General features: G+C 57.2%; 19 protein-coding genes. 7 read left to right on the forward strand and 12 right to left on the reverse strand.

All coding sequences use genetic code 11. The annotated features are described in order from the left end of the window. Positions 1-50 precede the first annotated feature (50 nt). The gene (gene yacL, locus DBY73_RS19685) at positions 51-413 is read left to right on the forward strand and encodes a protein YacL (RefSeq protein WP_112012780.1); all 363 of its coding nucleotides are present in this window, start codon (positions 51-53) and stop codon (positions 411-413) included. Positions 414-443: 30 nt separating this feature from the next. On the opposite strand, the gene speD is transcribed toward yacL, so the two are convergent. The 3 genes from speD to DBY73_RS19700 all read right to left on the reverse strand — a co-directional run bounded on the left by speD (position 444) and on the right by DBY73_RS19700 (position 2,557). Beyond that, a complete protein-coding gene (speD, locus tag DBY73_RS19690; RefSeq protein ID WP_112012781.1) occupies positions 444-1,238 on the reverse strand; it encodes an adenosylmethionine decarboxylase in 795 nt (264 codons plus the stop codon). After that, positions 1,239-2,108: a polyamine aminopropyltransferase gene (gene speE, locus DBY73_RS19695; RefSeq protein WP_112012783.1), complete on the reverse strand. Its 870-nt coding sequence runs from the start codon at positions 2,106-2,108 to the stop codon at positions 1,239-1,241. Positions 2,109-2,209: 101 nt separating this feature from the next. After that, the gene (locus tag DBY73_RS19700; RefSeq protein ID WP_014882582.1) at positions 2,210-2,557 is read right to left on the reverse strand and encodes a YacC family pilotin-like protein; all 348 of its coding nucleotides are present in this window, start codon (positions 2,555-2,557) and stop codon (positions 2,210-2,212) included. A 145-nt stretch (positions 2,558-2,702) separates the two neighbouring features. Here DBY73_RS19700 and cueO point away from each other — a divergent pair, with 145 nt between their 5' ends. Continuing rightward, entirely contained in the window at positions 2,703-4,271 is a 1,569-nt protein-coding gene (cueO, locus tag DBY73_RS19705) for a multicopper oxidase CueO (RefSeq protein ID WP_112012785.1), read from the forward strand. Positions 4,272-4,364: 93 nt separating this feature from the next. Here the strand turns inward: cueO and DBY73_RS19710 are convergent, their stop codons facing one another. Beyond that, a complete protein-coding gene (locus tag DBY73_RS19710; RefSeq protein WP_112012787.1) occupies positions 4,365-6,755 on the reverse strand; it encodes a glucose/quinate/shikimate family membrane-bound PQQ-dependent dehydrogenase in 2,391 nt (796 codons plus the stop codon). A 206-nt stretch (positions 6,756-6,961) separates the two neighbouring features. Between DBY73_RS19710 and hpt the strand changes: the two genes are divergently transcribed. Continuing rightward, complete coding sequence (gene hpt, locus DBY73_RS19715) at positions 6,962-7,498, forward strand: hypoxanthine phosphoribosyltransferase (RefSeq protein ID WP_032644976.1); 537 nt, start codon at positions 6,962-6,964, stop codon at positions 7,496-7,498. Between the two features lie 107 nt (positions 7,499-7,605). On the opposite strand, the gene can is transcribed toward hpt, so the two are convergent. Next, entirely contained in the window at positions 7,606-8,268 is a 663-nt protein-coding gene (gene can, locus DBY73_RS19720; protein WP_112012789.1) for a carbonate dehydratase, read from the reverse strand. A gap of 107 nt (positions 8,269-8,375) precedes the next feature. Between can and DBY73_RS19725 the strand changes: the two genes are divergently transcribed. The 4 genes from DBY73_RS19725 (at position 8,376) to DBY73_RS19740 (ending at position 11,923) form a co-directional block, all read left to right on the forward strand. Then, the gene (locus tag DBY73_RS19725) at positions 8,376-9,302 is read left to right on the forward strand and encodes an ABC transporter ATP-binding protein (protein ID WP_112012791.1); all 927 of its coding nucleotides are present in this window, start codon (positions 8,376-8,378) and stop codon (positions 9,300-9,302) included. Then, entirely contained in the window at positions 9,299-10,069 is a 771-nt protein-coding gene (locus tag DBY73_RS19730; RefSeq protein ID WP_112012793.1) for an ABC transporter permease, read from the forward strand. Before DBY73_RS19725 ends, DBY73_RS19730 begins: the two co-directional genes overlap by 4 nt. A 102-nt stretch (positions 10,070-10,171) precedes the next feature. Beyond that, entirely contained in the window at positions 10,172-10,612 is a 441-nt protein-coding gene (locus DBY73_RS19735) for a PTS sugar transporter subunit IIA (RefSeq protein WP_112012795.1), read from the forward strand. A 63-nt stretch (positions 10,613-10,675) separates the two neighbouring features. Continuing rightward, positions 10,676-11,923 carry a polysaccharide deacetylase family protein gene (locus DBY73_RS19740; RefSeq protein WP_112012896.1) on the forward strand — a complete coding sequence of 416 codons (1,248 nt, stop codon included), beginning with the start codon at positions 10,676-10,678 and terminating at the stop codon, positions 11,921-11,923. A gap of 3 nt (positions 11,924-11,926) precedes the next feature. Here the strand turns inward: DBY73_RS19740 and panD are convergent, their stop codons facing one another. The 7 genes from panD to dksA form a co-directional block, all read right to left on the reverse strand. Beyond that, positions 11,927-12,307 carry an aspartate 1-decarboxylase gene (gene panD / locus DBY73_RS19745; RefSeq protein ID WP_003856284.1) on the reverse strand — a complete coding sequence of 127 codons (381 nt, stop codon included), beginning with the start codon at positions 12,305-12,307 and terminating at the stop codon, positions 11,927-11,929. Positions 12,308-12,363: 56 nt separating this feature from the next. After that, positions 12,364-13,215 (reverse strand): pantoate--beta-alanine ligase, encoded by an 852-nt coding sequence (gene panC / locus DBY73_RS19750; RefSeq protein ID WP_112012797.1) that lies wholly within the window; start codon positions 13,213-13,215, stop codon positions 12,364-12,366. Positions 13,216-13,226: 11 nt separating this feature from the next. Further along, the gene (gene panB / locus DBY73_RS19755) at positions 13,227-14,018 is read right to left on the reverse strand and encodes a 3-methyl-2-oxobutanoate hydroxymethyltransferase (RefSeq protein ID WP_112012799.1); all 792 of its coding nucleotides are present in this window, start codon (positions 14,016-14,018) and stop codon (positions 13,227-13,229) included. A gap of 120 nt (positions 14,019-14,138) precedes the next feature. After that, entirely contained in the window at positions 14,139-14,618 is a 480-nt protein-coding gene (folK, locus tag DBY73_RS19760) for a 2-amino-4-hydroxy-6-hydroxymethyldihydropteridine diphosphokinase (RefSeq protein WP_112012801.1), read from the reverse strand. Further along, positions 14,615-16,012, reverse strand: a complete 1,398-nt coding sequence (gene pcnB / locus DBY73_RS19765; RefSeq protein ID WP_220092933.1) for a polynucleotide adenylyltransferase PcnB — start codon at positions 16,010-16,012, stop codon at positions 14,615-14,617. Before pcnB ends, folK begins: the two co-directional genes overlap by 4 nt. Positions 16,013-16,054: 42 nt before the next feature. Continuing rightward, positions 16,055-16,945, reverse strand: a complete 891-nt coding sequence (gene gluQRS / locus DBY73_RS19770) for a tRNA glutamyl-Q(34) synthetase GluQRS (protein ID WP_112012805.1) — start codon at positions 16,943-16,945, stop codon at positions 16,055-16,057. Between the two features lie 57 nt (positions 16,946-17,002). After that, complete coding sequence (gene dksA, locus DBY73_RS19775; protein ID WP_001155232.1) at positions 17,003-17,458, reverse strand: RNA polymerase-binding protein DksA; 456 nt, start codon at positions 17,456-17,458, stop codon at positions 17,003-17,005. Positions 17,459-17,605 lie beyond the last annotated feature (147 nt).

Here is a 17,605-nt window from a genome sequence, read left to right on the forward strand (position 1 = left end):
TTCCTCGCTGCTGCGATAATTACCCTATTGGCTTTGCAGAGGAAAATACTATGGATTACGAATTTCTGCGCGACATCACCGGCGTGGTGAAGGTGCGTATGTCGATGGGCCACGAAGCCGTTGGGCACTGGTTTAACGAAGAGGTGAAAGAGAACCTCGCGCTGCTGGATGAGGTGGAGCAGGCGGCGCTGACGGTAAAAGGCAGCGAGCGCTCCTGGCAGCGAGCCGGGCACGAATACACCCTGTGGATGGACGGCGAAGAGGTGATGGTACGCGCCAACCAGCTTGAGTTTTCAGGGGACGAAATGGAAGAGGGGATGAGCTACTACGACGAAGAGAGCCTGTCGCTGTGCGGCGTTGAGGACTTTTTGCAGGTAGTGGCTGCGTATCGCGATTTCATGAAACAGAAGTAACACGTCGGAGCGTCCTTGCTCCCGCGCGCTTTACACGGCCGGAATATTGCGGCCGTAGTAGATTTCGCGCATCTCTTTCCAGAGCAGGCTGGTAATCGCCTCGCGCTCTTCTTCGCTCAGGTCTTCCGGCCTGGTGTGGAACATGTAGTGCTTCAGATCGAACTCTTTCAGCAGCATCTTGGTATGGAAGATATTTTCCTGATACACGTTCACGTCCATCATGTCGTACAGGGACTTCATATCCTCTGACATAAAGTTCTGGATGGAATTAATCTCATGATCGATGAAATGCTTCATGCCGTTGATATCGCGGGTAAAACCGCGCACGCGATAGTCAACGGTGACAATGTCGGACTCCAGCTGGTGGATAAGGTAGTTCAGCGCATTCAGCGGTGAAATCACCCCGCAGGTCGACACTTCAATATCCGCGCGGAAGGTGCACAGGCCGCCCTCTGGGTGGCTTTCAGGGTAGGTATGTACGCAGATGTGGCTTTTATCGAGATGGGCCACCACCGCTTCCGGCAGCGGGCCCGGGTGCTCGGTCTTGTCAATAAGCGTCGGGTCGACGGGCTCTTCGCTCACCAGAATGGTCACGCTTGCGCCCTGCGGCTCGTAGTCCTGACGCGCGATGTTCAGGATGTTCGCGCCGATAATGGAGCAGGTCTCTGACAAAATTTCGGTCAGACGGTTGGCGTTGTAGAGTTCATCGATATAGGCGATGTAGCCATCGCGCTCTTCTGCGGTTTTAACGTAGCAGATATCGTAAATACAAAAACTCAGGCTTTTGGTCAGGTTGTTAAAGCCATGCAGTTTAAGCTTTTTCAATTAGTTCACCCCCTCGGAGGACAGTGCGTCTTGCAGATACTGCGGTAAGGCAAACGCGGCGGTATGGATTGCAGGGTTGTAGTAGCGGCACGTGAGCCCGGCCTTGTGGAAGCGGGCCTGAATGATTTCGGCGGAGAGATGACGCAGCACGTCATTGTCCGTCGCCCAGGCAAAGGTCATGATCCCGCCGTAGTAGGTCGGAATGGCCGCCTGATAGAAGCTGACGTCGCTAAAATAGGTGCTCAGCTTGCGGTGGCTGTCGAGGGCCTCATCCTGCTGCAGGAAGCAGACGCCGTTTTGCGCAACGAAGATGCCGCCCGGGTTCAGGCAGCGTTTGCAGCCTTCGTAAAAGGCGGAGGTAAACAGCGATGCGCCAGGGCCGATAGGGTCGGTACAGTCGGAGATAATCACGTCAAACGTTTGCGTCGTCTGGTTAACAAAATTGACGCCGTCGTCGATAACCAGGTTAAAGCGCGGATCGTCGTAGCTACCCGCGTTATGGTTAGGCAGATACTGACGGCAGAACGACACAACGCCCGCATCGATTTCCACCATGGTGATCGATTCTACGGTGCGATGGCGAGAAACTTCGCGCAGCATCGCGCCGTCGCCGCCGCCGATGATGAGGACGCGCTTCGCGTGGCCGTGCGCCAGCAGCGGCACGTGGGTCATCATTTCGTGATAGATAAACTCATCGCGCTCGGTGGTTTGCACCACGCCGTCCAGCGCCATCACGCGGCCAAAGGCGGCGTTCTCGAAGATGATCAAATCCTGATGATCGGTTTTCTCATGATAAAGCACGTTATCCACGGCAAAATACTGACCAAACTGGTCATGCAGCGTTTCTTGCCATACCGTTTTATCGGTCATGGGGAGCACCTCCTTCGTTAACATCCATTACATCCGGCAGATGGGCGCAACACAAAACCGCCGTGAAGCGGTTAGCGGGTCAACAAGGGGCGTCGGGAAGGTTACTTCACGTAGGCGAGCAGGCTGAGTGAATCGCGAGCCAGCGCTTTGCATTTTTTAGCAGTGGGAATGCCAATACCGCTTAAATCGCGGTAGCTGTCTTCACCGAGCGCCTTCATGTCGAAGCTGTCGTAGTTGCTGAGGTCCCATTGGTTCTGCTGGGCAAAAAAGACCAGTGCGCGACGAATTTGCCCATTGGGCAAATTCTGGTAACCACAATCGTTCTTCAGAAAAACAAAAACTGCCGTCAGATCGGCCATATCTTCCGCTTCGTTTTCACTTAGCGCGTAACTGTTCGCACACATCGCCATCAGGCTACCGAACAAAATTGTTCTGAAAAACGTCTTCATTACCTTTACCACTGCATCACGGAAAATTAACGTTAGCACACTTGATGCCAGGCCGACGATCTTTATTATCGCCGCCGCGCTTGACCTTCCGGTAAGGGGAGGGTTTATGCTCAAAAGATCGCCTGGTGGAAATAAGGAAATGCACATGCAACGTCGTGATTTTTTGAAATATTCTGCCGCGCTGGGGGTTGCCAGCGCGTTACCACTCTGGAGCCGCGCCGTTTTTGCCGCCGACAGACCGGCTTTACCCATTCCTGAATTACTCGCCGCAGACGCCCGCAGCCGCATTCAGCTTGTGGTGCAGGCCGGTAAAACCACGTTCGGTCAGCACGCCGCAACAACGTGGGGTTATAACGGCAATTTGCTCGGCCCTGCGCTCCAGCTGCGTAAGGGGAAGGCGGTCACCGTTGACATTCACAACACCCTTGCTGATGAGACCACCCTGCACTGGCACGGCCTGGAAGTGCCGGGCGAGGTCGACGGCGGGCCGCAGGGCGTGATTAAGCCCGGCGGCAAGCGCTCCGTCACCTTTACCCCTGACCAGCGCGCGGCAACCTGCTGGTTCCACCCGCATCAGCACGGCAAAACGGGCCATCAGGTGGCGATGGGGCTGGCCGGTCTGGTGCTGATTGAGGATGATGAGAGCCGCCAGCTTCGCCTGCCGAAACAGTGGGGCATCGACGATGTGCCCGTTATCGTGCAGGACAAAAAATTCAACGCGGACGGGCAGATTGACTATCAGCTGGACGTAATGAGCGCGGCGGTAGGCTGGTTTGGCGATACGCTGCTGACCAACGGCGCGATCTACCCGCAGCACGCCGCGCCGAAGGGCTGGCTGCGCCTGCGTTTGCTTAACGGCTGTAACGCCCGGTCGCTGAATTTTGCCGCCAGCGATCAGCGCCCGCTTTACGTGGTGGCAAGCGACGGCGGCCTGCTGCCCGAGCCGGTTAAGGTGAGCGAGCTGCCGATGCTGATGGGCGAGCGCTTTGAGGTGCTGGTGGACATCAGCGACGGCAAGGCGTTTGACCTCATTACGCTGCCGGTGAGCCAGATGGGGATGGCCGTTGCGCCGTTTGATAAGCCGCATCCGGTGCTGCGCATCCAGCCGCTGCAGGTCACCGCCTCCGGCGTGCTGCCGGACGCGCTGGCTACGCTCCCGGCGCTGCCTTCTCTTGAAGGGTTAACCCAGCGCAAGCTGCAGCTCGCAATGGACCCGATGCTCGACATGATGGGCATGCAGGCGCTGATGAAGAAATACGGCAATCAGGCGATGGCCGGTATGCAGCACGGCGAAATGACGGGCCATATGAATATGGATCACGGGAAAATGGGCGGCATGGGAAACATGAATCACGGCGGCCACGGATTTGATTTCCATAACGCCAATACGATCAACGGCAAAGCGTTCGACATGAACACGCCGATGTTTGCCGCCGAAAAGGGCAAGTATGAGCGCTGGGTGATTTCCGGCGAAGGCGACATGATGTTGCATCCGTTCCACATTCACGGCACGCAGTTCCGCATCCTGTCCGAAAACGGCAGCGCGCCTGCGGCGCATCGCCGGGGCTGGAAAGATACGGTAAGGGTAGAGGGCGGCGTCAGCGAAGTGCTGGTGAAGTTCGACCACGACGCGCCGAAGGAGTTTGCCTATATGGCCCACTGCCATCTGCTTGAGCATGAGGATACGGGGATGATGCTGGGGTTCACTGTTTAAAGCAGGTGCGGCCTGATGTCCTCACCCTAACCCTCTCCCCATGGGGAGAGGGAACAGATACTAAAAACGGCAACTTTCGTTGCCGTTTTGCATTTATTTTGCGTCGTCAGGCAGCGCATACGCGACGATATAGTCGCCCATCTTCGTGCCAAACGAACCGTGACCGCCCGCAGAGATGACAACGTACTGCTTGCCATTCACTTCATAGGTCATCGGCGTTGCCTGTCCACCCGCTGGCAGGCGGCCTTGCCACAGCTTCTCACCGTTGGTCATGTTGTACGCGCGCAGGTAGTTATCTGCGGTTGCCGCGATGAACAGCACGTTACCGGCGGTAGAGATTGGGCCACCCAGCATCGGCATACCCATATTGAACGGCACCGGAACCGGCATCGGGAACGGCATGCTGTCCTGCGGGGTACCAATACGTTTTTTCCACACGATCTGGTTGGTTTTCAGATCCAGGCCGGAGATATACCCCCAGGCAGGCTGTTTACACGGCAGACCAAACGGAGACAGGAACGGGTTCAGCGTTACGCCATACGGCACGCCGTACTGCGGCTGAATGCCGGCTTCGGTACCGCTGCCCTTGGCGTCTTTCGGCTGCTCCATTGGGTTGCCCGGCCCGCGAGGGATCAGGCGGGAAACGAACGGCAGCGCCATTGGGTTAGCAATCGCGACCTGACGGTTCGGGTCGACGGAGATCCCGCCCCACTCGAACATTCCCAGGTTACCCGGGAAGACCAGCGTGCCCTGCTCAGAAGGTGGTGTGAAGATGCCTTCATAGCGCAGCTGATGGAACATCACGCGGCACACCAGCTGGTCAAACATCGTGGCGCCCCACATGTCTGCCCCGCTCAGGTCTTTCTTCGGACGGAAGCTCAGGTCAGAGAACGGCTGCGTTTTAGAGACGTAGTCGCCCTTCGCCGCGCCCTGCGGAACCGGTTTTTCCGGCGCAGGCACAACCAGCTTGCCGTTGCTGCGATCCAGCACGAAGATGTTGCCGGTTTTCGCCGGGGCGTAAATCACCGGCACGGTTTTGCCGTTAACGGTAATGTCCGCCAGCGTCGGCTGGGACGGCATATCCATATCCCACAGATCGTGGTGAACGGTCTGGTAGCTCCACGCCAGCTTGCCGGTGGTCGCGTTCAGCGCCACGATGGCGCTCGCGTAGCGCTCCTGCTCCGGCGTGCGGTTACCACCCCAGATATCCGGCGTAGTGACGCCCATAGGCAGGTAGACCAGGTCCAGCTTCGCGTCATACGCGGCAGGCGCCCACGAGTTCGGCGAGTTGAAGGTGAAGGTGTGTTCATCCGACGGGATCGCGTTTGGATCTTTCGCGCCCGGATCGAAGGCCCACAGCAGCTTACCGGTGTTCACGTCGAAGCCGCGGATCACGCCGGAGGTTTCGCGGGTAGAGAAGTTATCCGTTACCGAACCGGCAATCACGATCGTTTTATCGGTGATGATGGGGGGAGAGGTTGGCTCATACAGACCCGGCGTGGTGTCCGGCATATTGGTCTGCAGATTCAGGATGCCTTTGTTGGCGAAGGTTTCGCACAGCTTGCCCGTTTCGGCGTTGATGGCGAACAGACGACCATCGTTAACCGGCAGCATGATGCGGCGCGGGCAGTCGGCAACCACTTCCGGGCTCGCATTCTCGGCGCGGGCTTCGTGGTAGGAGACGCCGCGGCAGGTCACGTGCTGGAACGAAGGATTCGAGTTCAGCTGCGGATCGAAGTGCCATTTCTCTTTACCGGTGGCCGCGTCGAGCGCGAACAGGCGCTGGTGGGCGGTACACAGGTAAAGCATGTTGCCGACCTTAATCGGCGTCACTTCGTTGGTCAGCTCGCCCGGATCGTTCGGCATCTTCAGGTCACCGGTGCGGAACACCCAGGCTTCCTTCAGGTTTTTCACGTTATCCGCGTTGATCTGCTTCAGCGGGGAATAGCGTTGGCCTTCCTGGTTACGACCGTAGGCCGGCCAGTCGCCGTCAGCAACCTGCGAAATAGCCTCAGCAGGCGTGGCCTGCGTATTCAGCGTGCCGCTGATCTCCTGCGGGTCGTTAAACCCGGCCCAGGTCAGGATGCCGCCGGTAATCAGCAGGGCAACCACCAGGCCGGCGACCGCGCCGCTGGATGGCACAATCAGGCGACGCCAGACGAACGGCAGAATAAGCCAGATGCCAAAGAAGACCAGAATGTCGCTGCGCGGCGTCAGTGCCCAGAAGTCGAAACCGACCTCCCAGACGCCCCAGATCATGGTTGCGAGGAGCAGAGCAGCGTAAAGCCACAGTGCAGATTGTTTGCTACGCCAGAGCAGGACGGTTACGCCGAGCATAACCAGACCCGCAATCGGGTAGTACCAGGAGCCGCCAATAGCGACAAGCCATACGCCACCGATTAACAGGTATAAGCCGCAGAAGGCGGCAAATAGCGCTGTTAAGTTCACCAGTAGACGCGGCTGTTTTGTTTTAGATTCAGCCATAGAAAGTGTACTCGTCAGTTTTGTTAATTATTTGCTAGCAATTAATTATAGGTATTAACAACTGTGATCGGAATCACAATATTTGCTTTTATAACTCATACGCCAGGCTTATCCATTTGCTGTTATAATGGCCCGCTTGCGAATCGATGCTGGACGAATAATCAACTGCATTGATGGATTTTCTTTAAAATCATATGGTTAGTAATATGAAACATACTGTTGAAGTGATGATCCCGGAAGCCGAGATCAAAGCGCGTATCGCCGAACTGGGTCGTCAAATCACCGAACATTACAAGGACAGCGGCAGCGAAATGGTGCTGGTGGGTCTATTGCGTGGCTCATTCATGTTCATGGCCGACCTGTGCCGTGAGGTGCAGGTGCCCCATGAGGTCGATTTTATGACCGCCTCCAGCTACGGCAGCGGCATGTCCACGACCCGTGATGTGAAAATCCTGAAAGACCTGGATGAAGATATTCGCGGCAAAGATGTGTTGATCGTTGAAGACATCATCGACTCCGGCAACACGCTCTCTAAGGTGCGCGAGATCCTGAGCCTGCGCGAGCCGAAATCCCTGGCGATCTGTACGCTGCTGGATAAGCCCGAGCGCCGCGAAGTGCAGGTGCCTGTCGAGTTCGTTGGTTTCTCTATCCCGGACGAGTTCGTGGTGGGCTACGGCATTGACTACGCGCAGCGCTATCGCCATCTGCCTTACGTGGGGAAAGTGGTCTTGCTGGACGAGTAATGGCGGGCTGATGCCCTCGCCCCGGCCCTCTCCCACGGGAGAGGGAGAAAACCACATCGCGCCGGACTGTCTCGACTCCCTCTGGGAGAGGGAGAAAATCTCCGGCTTTATTTATGGTTAGTATGCTTAAGCTTTAGGTTCGCAATTCCCGAACGGTAGCGCTGCTCCAGCGTTTCGCGGTTGGTCGCGCTGACGTCCAGATCGCGCAGCAGGCCGTCGTGGATACCGTAGGCCCAGCCGTGAACCGACACTTTTTGCCCGCGCTTCCACGCCGACTGCATGATGGTGGAATGCCCGAGGTTATACACCTGCTCCATCACGTTCAGCTCGCACAGGGTATCAAGGCGGCGCTCCTGCGGCATTTCGCCCAGCAGTGAGCTATGTTGAAACCAGATATCGCGAATGTGCAGCAGCCAGTTGTCAATCAGCCCCAGCTCCGGGTTTTCCACCGCCGCCTGTACGCCGCCGCAGCCGTAGTGGCCGCAAATGATTATGTGTTCAACTTCCAGCACATCAACGGCATACTGTACTACCGACAGGCAGTTGAGATCGGTATGGATCACCAGATTAGCCACGTTACGATGGACAAACAGCTCGCCCGGCTCCAGGCCGGTTAAGCGCTCGGCCGGTACTCGACTATCCGAACATCCAATCCACAGAAAGCGTGGCTTTTGCACCTGCGACAATTTTTCAAAAAAACCGGGATCTTCTTCTACCAGCATTTTTGACCATAGTGCATTGTTGCTGATGAGTGTATCTATGTCGTTCATGGAGGTTAACGGCCTGTAACCGAGTGATAGCGTTGCGCTAATATAGGGTAACTCGACTTTTAATGAAACCACACAACGTGTGTCAGAACTATAGGTAAGTTTAATTCATGGCGATTGCACTAGAGCTTGAGCAGCTAAAAAAAACCTATCCGGGCGGCGTTCAGGCGCTGCGCGGGATAGACCTCAAAGTAGAGGCCGGCGACTTTTATGCGCTTCTGGGGCCGAACGGGGCCGGTAAATCCACGACGATCGGGATTATCAGCTCGCTGGTGAACAAGACCTCTGGCCGGGTGAGCGTGTTTGGTTACGACCTGGAAAAAGACGTGGTTAACGCCAAGCGCCAGCTGGGGCTGGTGCCGCAGGAGTTCAACTTCAACCCGTTCGAGACGGTACAGCAAATCGTCGTTCAGCAGGCGGGCTACTACGGCGTTGAGCACAAAGACGCGGTTGAGCGCAGCGAAAAGTACCTGAAGCAGCTCGATCTGTGGGAAAAGCGCAACGAGCGCGCGCGGATGCTGTCCGGCGGGATGAAGCGCCGCCTGATGATCGCCCGCGCGCTGATGCATGAGCCTAAGCTGCTGATCCTTGATGAACCAACCGCCGGGGTGGATATTGAGCTTCGCCGCTCCATGTGGGGCTTCCTGAAGGATCTTAACGACAAAGGCACCACCATCATCCTTACCACCCACTATCTGGAAGAGGCGGAAATGCTCTGCCGGAACATTGGGATTATTCAGCACGGCGAGCTGGTGGAAAACACCTCGATGAAGAATCTGCTCTCCAAGCTGAAATCAGAAACCTTTATTCTCGATCTCGCGGCGAAAAGCGCGCTGCCAAAGCTGGAAGGGTATCAGTATCGCCTGGTGGATACCTCAACGCTGGAAGTTGAGGTACTGCGCGAGCAGGGGATTAACAGCGTGTTCTCGCAGCTGAGCGCGCAGGGGATTCAGGTCCTGAGCATGCGTAACAAAGCGAACCGACTGGAAGAGCTGTTTGTCTCTCTGGTGCAGGACAAACAAGGAGACAAGGCATGACGCATCTTTACTGGATCGCGCTGAAAAGCATCTGGGCGAAAGAAATTAACCGCTTTATGCGCATCTGGGTACAAACCCTGGTGCCGCCCGTCATTACCATGACGCTGTACTTCATCATTTTCGGCAACCTGATCGGCTCGCGCATTGGTGAAATGCACGGCTTCACCTATATGCAGTTTATCGTGCCGGGCCTGATCATGATGGCGGTGATCACCAACGCCTACGCCAACGTGGCGTCGTCGTTCTTCAGCGCCAAGTTCCAGCGCAATATTGAAGAGCTGCTGGTGGCACCGGTGCCCACGCACGTGATCATCGCGGGCTACGTGGGCGGCGGCGTGGCCCGCGGCCTGTGCGTCGGCATTCTGGTGACGGCAATTTCGCTGTTCTTCGTGCCGTTCCAGGTGCATTCGTGGCTCTTCGTGGCGCTGACGCTGGTAATGACGGCGATCCTGTTCTCGCTGGCCGGCCTGCTGAACGCCGTGTTTGCGAAAACCTTTGACGACATTAGCCTGATCCCAACCTTCGTGCTGACGCCGCTGACCTACCTCGGCGGGGTGTTCTATTCGCTGACGCTGCTGCCGCCGTTCTGGCAGGCGCTGTCGCATTTGAACCCAATCGTCTACATGATCAGCGGCTTCCGCTTCGGCTTCCTCGGCATTACCGACGTGCCGCTGTTCACCACGGTCGCCGTACTGGCGGTCTTTATCATCGCCTTCTATCTACTTTGCTGGTATCTGATCCAGCGCGGCCGCGGCCTGCGCAGCTAACCTCTCGCCCGGCAGTTTGCCTGCCGGGCGCTTTTCTTTGATAGTTATCACCGTAAACTAACCTTCACTTCGCTAAACTGCTTGCCTGCTAAGGAGAGAGTTATGCTGGGATGGGTTATTACCTGCCACGATGAAGACGCGCAGGACATGTTGATCGGGCTTGAAGCCAGGTTTGGTCCGCTGGCGCAATGCCGCGCGGTGAATTACTGGCGCGGGTTAAGCACCAATATGCTGAGCCGCATGATGTGCGATGCCCTGCACGAAACTGATTCTGGGGACGGCGTCATTTTTCTCACCGATAAAACGGGCGCCGCGCCCTATCGCTCGGCCGCACTGATGAGCCACAAGCACGACAGTTGCGAAGTCATTTCGGGTATCAGCTATTCATTGTTGGAACAAATGTATCCGCTACGCGAGCAGTTAACCAGCGCGGCGTTCCGTAACGCCATTGTCGCGCAGGGCGGGGCGGGCGTAAGCAGCCTGTGGCATCAGCAGCAGAAAAATCCTCCCTTCGTCCTGCTTCACGACCTGTATAAGAATTAGACGTTGGTATTGATGGCGCTTTTGTTACAATGGCGTCAGTTTTTTCGTACCGATAATAATTCCATGTTGACGCGCTTAACTCTCCTGCTGTTCATTTTCGTTTCCGGCATCTGTTCTGCCAGCCTGTTAAGTCAGCAAAGCCTGCCTGCGCAGTATATGCAAACCACCGAAGACGCGGCGATATGGGCGCAGGTGGGCAACGACGTCATTAACGTGGGGAACGTGCGGGCGGGGCAGATCCTGGCGGTTGTTCCTGCGGCGGCGGACTATTATGAATTTCGCTTCGGTTTCGGCACGGGCTTCATCGATAAAGAGCATCTGGAGCCGGTTCAGGGAAAACAGCGCGTGGCGGACAGCCTGGGGGATTTGAATAAGCCGCTCAGCAACCAAAACCTGATCACCTGGAAAGACACGCCGGTCTATAACGCGCCGAGCAGCGGCAGCGCCCCGTTCGGCACGCTCAGCGAAAACCTGCGCTACCCCATTTTGAACAAGCTCAAAGACAGGCTAAACCAGACCTGGTTTCAAATACGCATCGGCAACCGCCTGGCGTGGATAAGCAGCCTGGACGCGCAGGAAGATAGCGGCATTCCGGTGCTGACCTATCACCACATTCTGCGCGATGAAGAAAATACCCGCTTCCGGCATACCTCCACCACCACCAGCGTGCGCGCGTTCAGCAACCAGATGACCTGGCTGCGCGATCGGGGATACACCACGCTGACGATGTACCAGCTGGAAGGATACGTGCGTAACAAAATCAACCTGCCCGCGAGGTCCGTCGCGATCACCTTCGATGACGGGCTGAAGTCGGTAAGCCGCTACGCCTATCCGATTCTCAAAGAGTATGGCTTTAACGCGACGGCGTTTATCATCTCGTCGCGCATTAAACGGCATCCTCAAAAGTGGGACCCGAAATCGCTGCAGTTTATGAGCGTACAGGAAATTAAGGGCATTCAGGACGTCTTTGATATTCAGTCCCATACGCACTTTCTGCACCGCGTTGACGCCTACCGGCACCCCATATTATTGAGCCGCAGCGAGCACGTCATTCTGTTTGATTTTGAGCGCTCGCGCCGGGCGCTGGGGCAGTTTAACCCGCGCGTGCTGTATCTCTCCTACCCGTTTGGCGGCTACGATAATAAAGCGATAAAAGCGGCAAATGACGCGGGATTCCACCTGGCGGTGACCACGGTAAAAGGAAAGGTAAAGCCGGGGGATAATCCGTTCTTATTGAAGCGCCTGTATATTCTCAGAACGGATTCGCTGGAGACGATGTCGCGGCTGATTAGCAACCAGCCGCAGGGGTAATGATCAGGCAACCTGAACCGGAATCGCCTTCGCGGTACGTTTCATTTCGTTGTCGCCTTCGAAGTAAGCCACTTTTGGCTGCCAGCGGCGCGCTTCTTCGTCAGACATCATCACGAAGCTGGCGATGATAACGATATCGCCCACGTCGGCGCAGTGCGCGGCGGCGCCGTTGACGGAGATGATTTTAGACCCGCGCTCGGCGGCAATCGCGTAGGTGGAGAAACGCTTGCCGTTGTTCACGTTCCAGATATCAATGGCTTCGTTTTCCAGAATGCCCGCCGCGTCGAGAAAATCCTGGTCGATCGCGCAGGAGCCTTCATAGTGCAGGTCTGCCTGAGTCACTTTTACACGGTGAAGCTTACCTTGCAGCATTTTGCGAATCATTACGTTTACCTTTCATTATACGTTAACCCCTCCTGCAGGAGGGGAGGGTGATAGCACTACGCCAGCTCAACCACTTTGTTGTCGATAAGACGCGCCTGGCCAAGCCATGCCGCGACGAGGATCACCGCGCGCCTGCTGGCTTCCGTCAGTTCGAGCAGCGTGTCGGCATCGCGGATCTGGATATCGTCCGCGCGGAAGCCTTTCTCGTTCAGCGCCTGTTCGGCGAGGGCGATAATCTCTTCTGCCGCCAGCGCTTTTGCCAGAAGCTGCTCCGCCATCTCGTTCATGACCTTGCTCAGGCCCGGCGCAAGCTTGCGCTGGTCCGCGGTCAGATAGCCGTTGCGCGAGCTTAGCGCCAGGCCGTCCTTCGCGCGCACGATCGGCACGCCGACGATTTCGATGTCATAGCCCATGTCGGCCACCATCTTGCGGATCAGTGCCAGCTGCTGGAAATCTTTTTCGCCGAAGCAGGCGATGTCCGGCTGCACCAGGTTGAACAGCTTGCTGACGATGGTGGATACGCCGCGGAAGTGGCCCGGACGGCTCGCGCCTTCCAGCATGGTTGAAATCCCCGGCACGTCCACGTAGGTTGCCTCGCCGGTGCCCTGCGGGTAAACGTCCGCCGGTGCGGGGGCGAAGACGATGTCCGCGTGGCGCTTTTTCAGCTTTTCACAATCTTCCTGCAGCGTGCGCGGGTAGCGGGCCAGGTCGTCAGCGCGGTCAAACTGCATCGGGTTAACGAAGATGCTGACGACCACGATGTCCGCACGCGCGCGCGCTTCATCGACCAGCTTCATGTGGCCGTCGTGCAGGTTGCCCATGGTGGGGACCAGCGCGATGCGTTTACCTTCCTGACGCGCCCGGCGGATGTGCTGGCGCAGCAGCGGCAGGGTTTCAATGATTAGCACAACAAGACTCCTTAATGGAAACTGTGTTCTTCGCCCGGATAAAGCCCGGACTCAACCTCGGCAATATACTGCCGCACCGCGGCGCGCATGTCGCCTGCTTGCGTCAGGAAATTTTTGGCAAATTTTGGAATGTGCCCGCCGGTAATGCCGAACGCGTCGTGCATCACCAGAATCTGCCCGTCGGTGACGTTGCCCGCGCCAATGCCGATGACCGGAATAGAGAGCGCGTCGGTAATGCGTTTCGCCAGCGCAACGGGTACGCATTCCAGCACCAGCAGCTGTGCGCCTGCGGCTTCGAGCGCCAGGGCGTCATCAAACAGCGTTTGCGCCGCGTCGCCGCGGCCCTGCACCTTATAGCCGCCAAAGATGTTCACCGATTGCGGCGTCAGGCCCAGGTGTCCGCACACCGGTACGGCGCGGTCCGTGAGCATTTTCACCGTGTCGACAAGCCAGGCGCCGCCTTCAATTTTGACCATGTTGGCCCCGGCGCGCATCACCGCGGCGGCGTTTTCAAACGCCTGTTCGGGCGTGGCGTAAGCCATAAACGGCAGGTCGGAAAGCAGCAGGCAGTTTGGCGCACCGCGACGAACTGCACGGGTGTGGTAGGCGATGTCTTCAACGGTCACAGGCAGGGTGGAATCATGACCCTGAACGGTCATGCCCAGAGAGTCACCGACCAGCATCACGTTAATACCTTCTTCGGCAAACAGTTTGGCGAAGCTGTAGTCATAGGCGGTGATGGTGGCGAAACGTTTTTTATCCTGTTTGCACTTCTGCAGTACGGAGAGGGTGGTTGGTTTCATACTGTTTCCTGATAGCCCAAAGCGAATCTTTGCGCATTCTAACAGTAACATTCGGGGGAACAATGATTTTAGGTAAACGATTACCTGCAAATATTTCAGGGTTAATCGATGAGGGTAATATCACCAGCGAGCGGGTTTTTCCGCGCCAAGACCGTCGAGAACGGCCTGCAGGGAAATTCCGTCAGGGAAGAGGAGGTTAGGGGCAATTTCAAACAGCGGCCAGAGCATAAACCCGCGGTTTTTCATGTCGTAATGCGGGACCGTCAGGCGCGCGGTGTTTATCACGTCGTTGCCAAACAGCATGATGTCGAGGTCCAGCGTGCGCGGCCCCCAGCGTTCGGCTTTACGCACGCGGCCCTGCTGAAGCTCGATGCGCTGGGTATTGTCCAGCAGCGTGTCGGCATCCAGCTCCGTTTCCAGCGCCACGGCGGCGTTCAGGTAGTCAGGCTGATCCTGCGGGCCGAGCGGCGGCGTGCGGTAAAACGACGAGACGGCAACGATCCGGCTTTGTGGGATCTCGCCGATCGCTTTAACGGCAGCATTAACCTGCTCCAGAGGAGAGGCTAAGTTGCTGCCGAGGGCGATGTACGCGAGGGTCATGCAGATCCTTCGCGGCGCGGCGAGCGCTTGCGCGGGCGGCGATGACGGCGACGCGGTTCCGGCTCGTCGTCGAGGTTAGTCAGCATATCTTTCTGCTCGGGCGGAGCGGAGACCTGAAACTCTCCCCACCACTGCGCCAGACGCTGCAGCTCCTGATTTTTTTCAATCTCGGCCCGCAGCGCCAGCAGGTCGAAGGCGGCGCGGAACTTAGGATGCTCCATCAGCTTCCAGGCACGCTTGCCCTGACGACGCGACATGCGCAGCTGAAGCTGCCAGATATCGCGAACCAGCGTGGTGATGCGTTTCGGGATCGCCAGCGTGCGGCACGCTTCGTCCAGCACGTCGTTGGTGGCTAGCGAGAAGGCGTCGTAGTAGGCCAGCCCGCTTTCCTGCGCGATGCGCTGCGCCGTTTCGAGCAGCGGATACCAGAACATCGCCGCGAACAGGAACGCCGGATTCACGCGCATGTCGTTCTGAATGCGGGTGTCGGTGTTCTTCAGCACCTGCGCAATCATGCGCTCCATCGGGCTGTCGCCGTTTTCGGTGAAGTTACGCGTGATGGTTGGGAACAGCGGCTGGAACAGGCTGTATTCACGCAGCAGCTTGTAGGTTTCAAAACCATGGCCGGCCTGCAGCAGCTTCAGCGCCTCTTCAAACAGACGGGCAGGAGGCACGTCGTTGATGAGCGTTGCCAGGCGCGGAATCGGCTCCCCGGTTTCCGGGCTGATGCGCATATTCAGCTTGGCCGCAAAGCGCACGGCGCGCAGCATGCGAACGGGATCTTCGCGATAGCGCGTTTCCGGCGTGCCGATCAGGCGAATCAGGCCGTCCTGCAGATCCTGCATACCGCCAACGTAGTCGCGAACGGTAAAGTCCGCCACGCTGTAGTAAAGGCTATTAATCGTGAAATCACGGCGCTGGGCATCTTCTTCGATTGAGCCGAAGATGTTGTCGCGCAGCAGCATGCCGTTCTGGCCGCGCTGCGAGGTTGTGCGATCGCTCGCGCCCGCCTCGTGATGGCCGCGGAACGTCGCGACTTCAATAATCTCGGGGCCAAACATGACGTGAGCCAGGCGGAAGCGACGGCCAACCAGGCGGCAGTTGCGGAATAGTTTACGCACCTGCTCAGGCGTGGCGCTGGTCGTCACGTCGAAATCCTTTGGCTTTTTGCCCAGCAGTAAATCACGTACCCCGCCGCCGACAAGATAAGCCTCATAGCCCGCTTTATTCAGACGGTAGAGCACCTTGAGGGCATTTTCACTGATATCTTTGCGGGAAATAGTGTGCTGCTCACGGGGAACAACCGACATGCGGTTCTGCGCAATAGCGTCATTCGCCATGCTCTCTTCGCGGCTCAGCACTTTACGGCAAAAATTAGCGACTCGGGTAAAAATGGTACACCTCGTAGTGTGTTTTGTTATGAAAAAAGCGGCTAATCATAGCTCAGCGCGACGCATTTGAGAATGCTGGATTTTCGGCACGGCGTTAAGCGTCCAGCCGGACACGGCCAATTTCAGCAGTTCGTCAACGGTGAGATCCTGCCAGCCGGTGATGACAGCCTGGTTGAGAAACCGCAGCGCGTCGATCAAAATGGGGCGCGGATCGCCGTCCGGCAGGGCCGGCGCGTGGTTTTGCTTCGACAGTTTAGCGCCTGCCTCATTGACCGCCAGCGGCAGATGAATGTAATCCGGCGCGCGCCAGCCAAACTGCTGATAGAGCGAAATATGCCGTACGGTAGGTTCAACCAGGTCGGCCCCGCGCACGATTTCCGTCACGCCCTGGAAATGGTCGTCCACCACGACGGCCAGGTTATAGGCAAACAGTCCGTCGCGGCGGTGGATAATGAAATCTTCGCGCGCCAAACGCTCATCCGCGCAGATTTCACCAGAAAGCAGATCGGTAAAGCGCGTGACGGGCGCGTGCTGGCGCAGGCGAACGGCGGCATTTTCCGGGCCGTTGTTCAGCGAGCGGCAGTGGCCGTCATAAACGCCCCCCACGCCGTGAATCCGCGCGCGGGTGCAGGTGCAGTTGTAGGAGAGCCCTTGCGCGCTGAGCCAGGCCAGGCGCTCACGGTAGGCCTCGTGCCGCTGCGACTGCCAGAGAACGTCTTCGTCCCAGTGCAGGCCGTAATGTTCCAGCTGACGCAGAATAGTGTCTGCCGCACCGGGAACTTCACGGGGAGGATCGATATCTTCAATGCGAACGAGCCATTTACCCTGACGGGCGCGGGCCTGCAGGTAGCTGCCGAGCGCGGCAATTAATGAGCCGAAGTGGAGTTCACCAGAGGGGGATGGCGCAAAGCGCCCGATATAATGAGATTCAGACATATCAATTAACAAGGCGGGAGAGACTCCCGCCTTTGCAGTATGTTTAGCGTGCCGGAATTAGCCAGCCATCTGTTTTTCGCGGATTTCAGCCAGCGTCTTACAGTCGATGCACAGGTCGGCGGTTGGACGCGCTTCCAGGCGACGAATACCGATCTCAACACCGCAGGATTCGCAGTAGCCGAAATCTTCGTCTTCCACTTTTTTCAGCGTTTTTTCGATCTTTTTGATCAGTTTGCGCTCGCGGTCACGGTTACGCAGTTCGAGGCTGAACTCTTCTTCCTGGGCGGCACGGTCGACCGGGTCCGGGAAGTTGGCAGCTTCATCCTGCATATGTGTAACGGTGCGATCGACTTCATCCCTAAGTTGATTACGCCATGCTTCAAGAATACGCTTGAAGTGCGACAGCTGGGCTTCGTTCATATACTCTTCGCCCGGCTTCTCCTGGTACGGCTCCACCCCAGCGATGGCGAGAATACTCAGGGACGATGTTTTACGGTTTTGCCCTTCTTGCATGTTGTTTCTCCTTAACACGCACTATCGATCCCCGTGTCGGGGGAAAAATCAGGTCGCTATAAATAGCAGATGCTTTTCCGTAAGGCAATTATCTAAACGTAACACTTGACAAGCCTGTGAGGAAAAGCGTATTTGCGCACGCGGCCA

Origin of the sequence: Enterobacter sp. RIT418 (assembly GCF_003057745.1) — a bacterium.
GTDB lineage: Bacteria > Pseudomonadota > Gammaproteobacteria > Enterobacterales > Enterobacteriaceae > Enterobacter.

Coding starts and splice junctions, on each gene's coding strand:
- hpt (WP_032644976.1), top strand. CDS start 6,962: ATGAAACATACTGTTGAAGTGATGATCCCGGAAGCCGAGATCAAAGCG.
- can (WP_112012789.1), bottom strand. CDS start 8,268: ATGAACGACATAGATACACTCATCAGCAACAATGCACTATGGTCAAAA.
- DBY73_RS19740 (WP_112012896.1), top strand. CDS start 10,676: ATGTTGACGCGCTTAACTCTCCTGCTGTTCATTTTCGTTTCCGGCATC.
- speE (WP_112012783.1), bottom strand. CDS start 2,108: ATGACCGATAAAACGGTATGGCAAGAAACGCTGCATGACCAGTTTGGT.
- DBY73_RS19730 (WP_112012793.1), top strand. CDS start 9,299: ATGACGCATCTTTACTGGATCGCGCTGAAAAGCATCTGGGCGAAAGAA.
- cueO (WP_112012785.1), top strand. CDS start 2,703: ATGCAACGTCGTGATTTTTTGAAATATTCTGCCGCGCTGGGGGTTGCC.
- DBY73_RS19735 (WP_112012795.1), top strand. CDS start 10,172: ATGCTGGGATGGGTTATTACCTGCCACGATGAAGACGCGCAGGACATG.
- DBY73_RS19700 (WP_014882582.1), bottom strand. CDS start 2,557: ATGAAGACGTTTTTCAGAACAATTTTGTTCGGTAGCCTGATGGCGATG.
- panB (WP_112012799.1), bottom strand. CDS start 14,018: ATGAAACCAACCACCCTCTCCGTACTGCAGAAGTGCAAACAGGATAAA.
- folK (WP_112012801.1), bottom strand. CDS start 14,618: ATGACCCTCGCGTACATCGCCCTCGGCAGCAACTTAGCCTCTCCTCTG.
- DBY73_RS19710 (WP_112012787.1), bottom strand. CDS start 6,755: ATGGCTGAATCTAAAACAAAACAGCCGCGTCTACTGGTGAACTTAACA.
- panD (WP_003856284.1), bottom strand. CDS start 12,307: ATGATTCGCAAAATGCTGCAAGGTAAGCTTCACCGTGTAAAAGTGACT.
- dksA (WP_001155232.1), bottom strand. CDS start 17,458: ATGCAAGAAGGGCAAAACCGTAAAACATCGTCCCTGAGTATTCTCGCC.
- yacL (WP_112012780.1), top strand. CDS start 51: ATGGATTACGAATTTCTGCGCGACATCACCGGCGTGGTGAAGGTGCGT.
- DBY73_RS19725 (WP_112012791.1), top strand. CDS start 8,376: ATGGCGATTGCACTAGAGCTTGAGCAGCTAAAAAAAACCTATCCGGGC.
- gluQRS (WP_112012805.1), bottom strand. CDS start 16,945: ATGTCTGAATCTCATTATATCGGGCGCTTTGCGCCATCCCCCTCTGGT.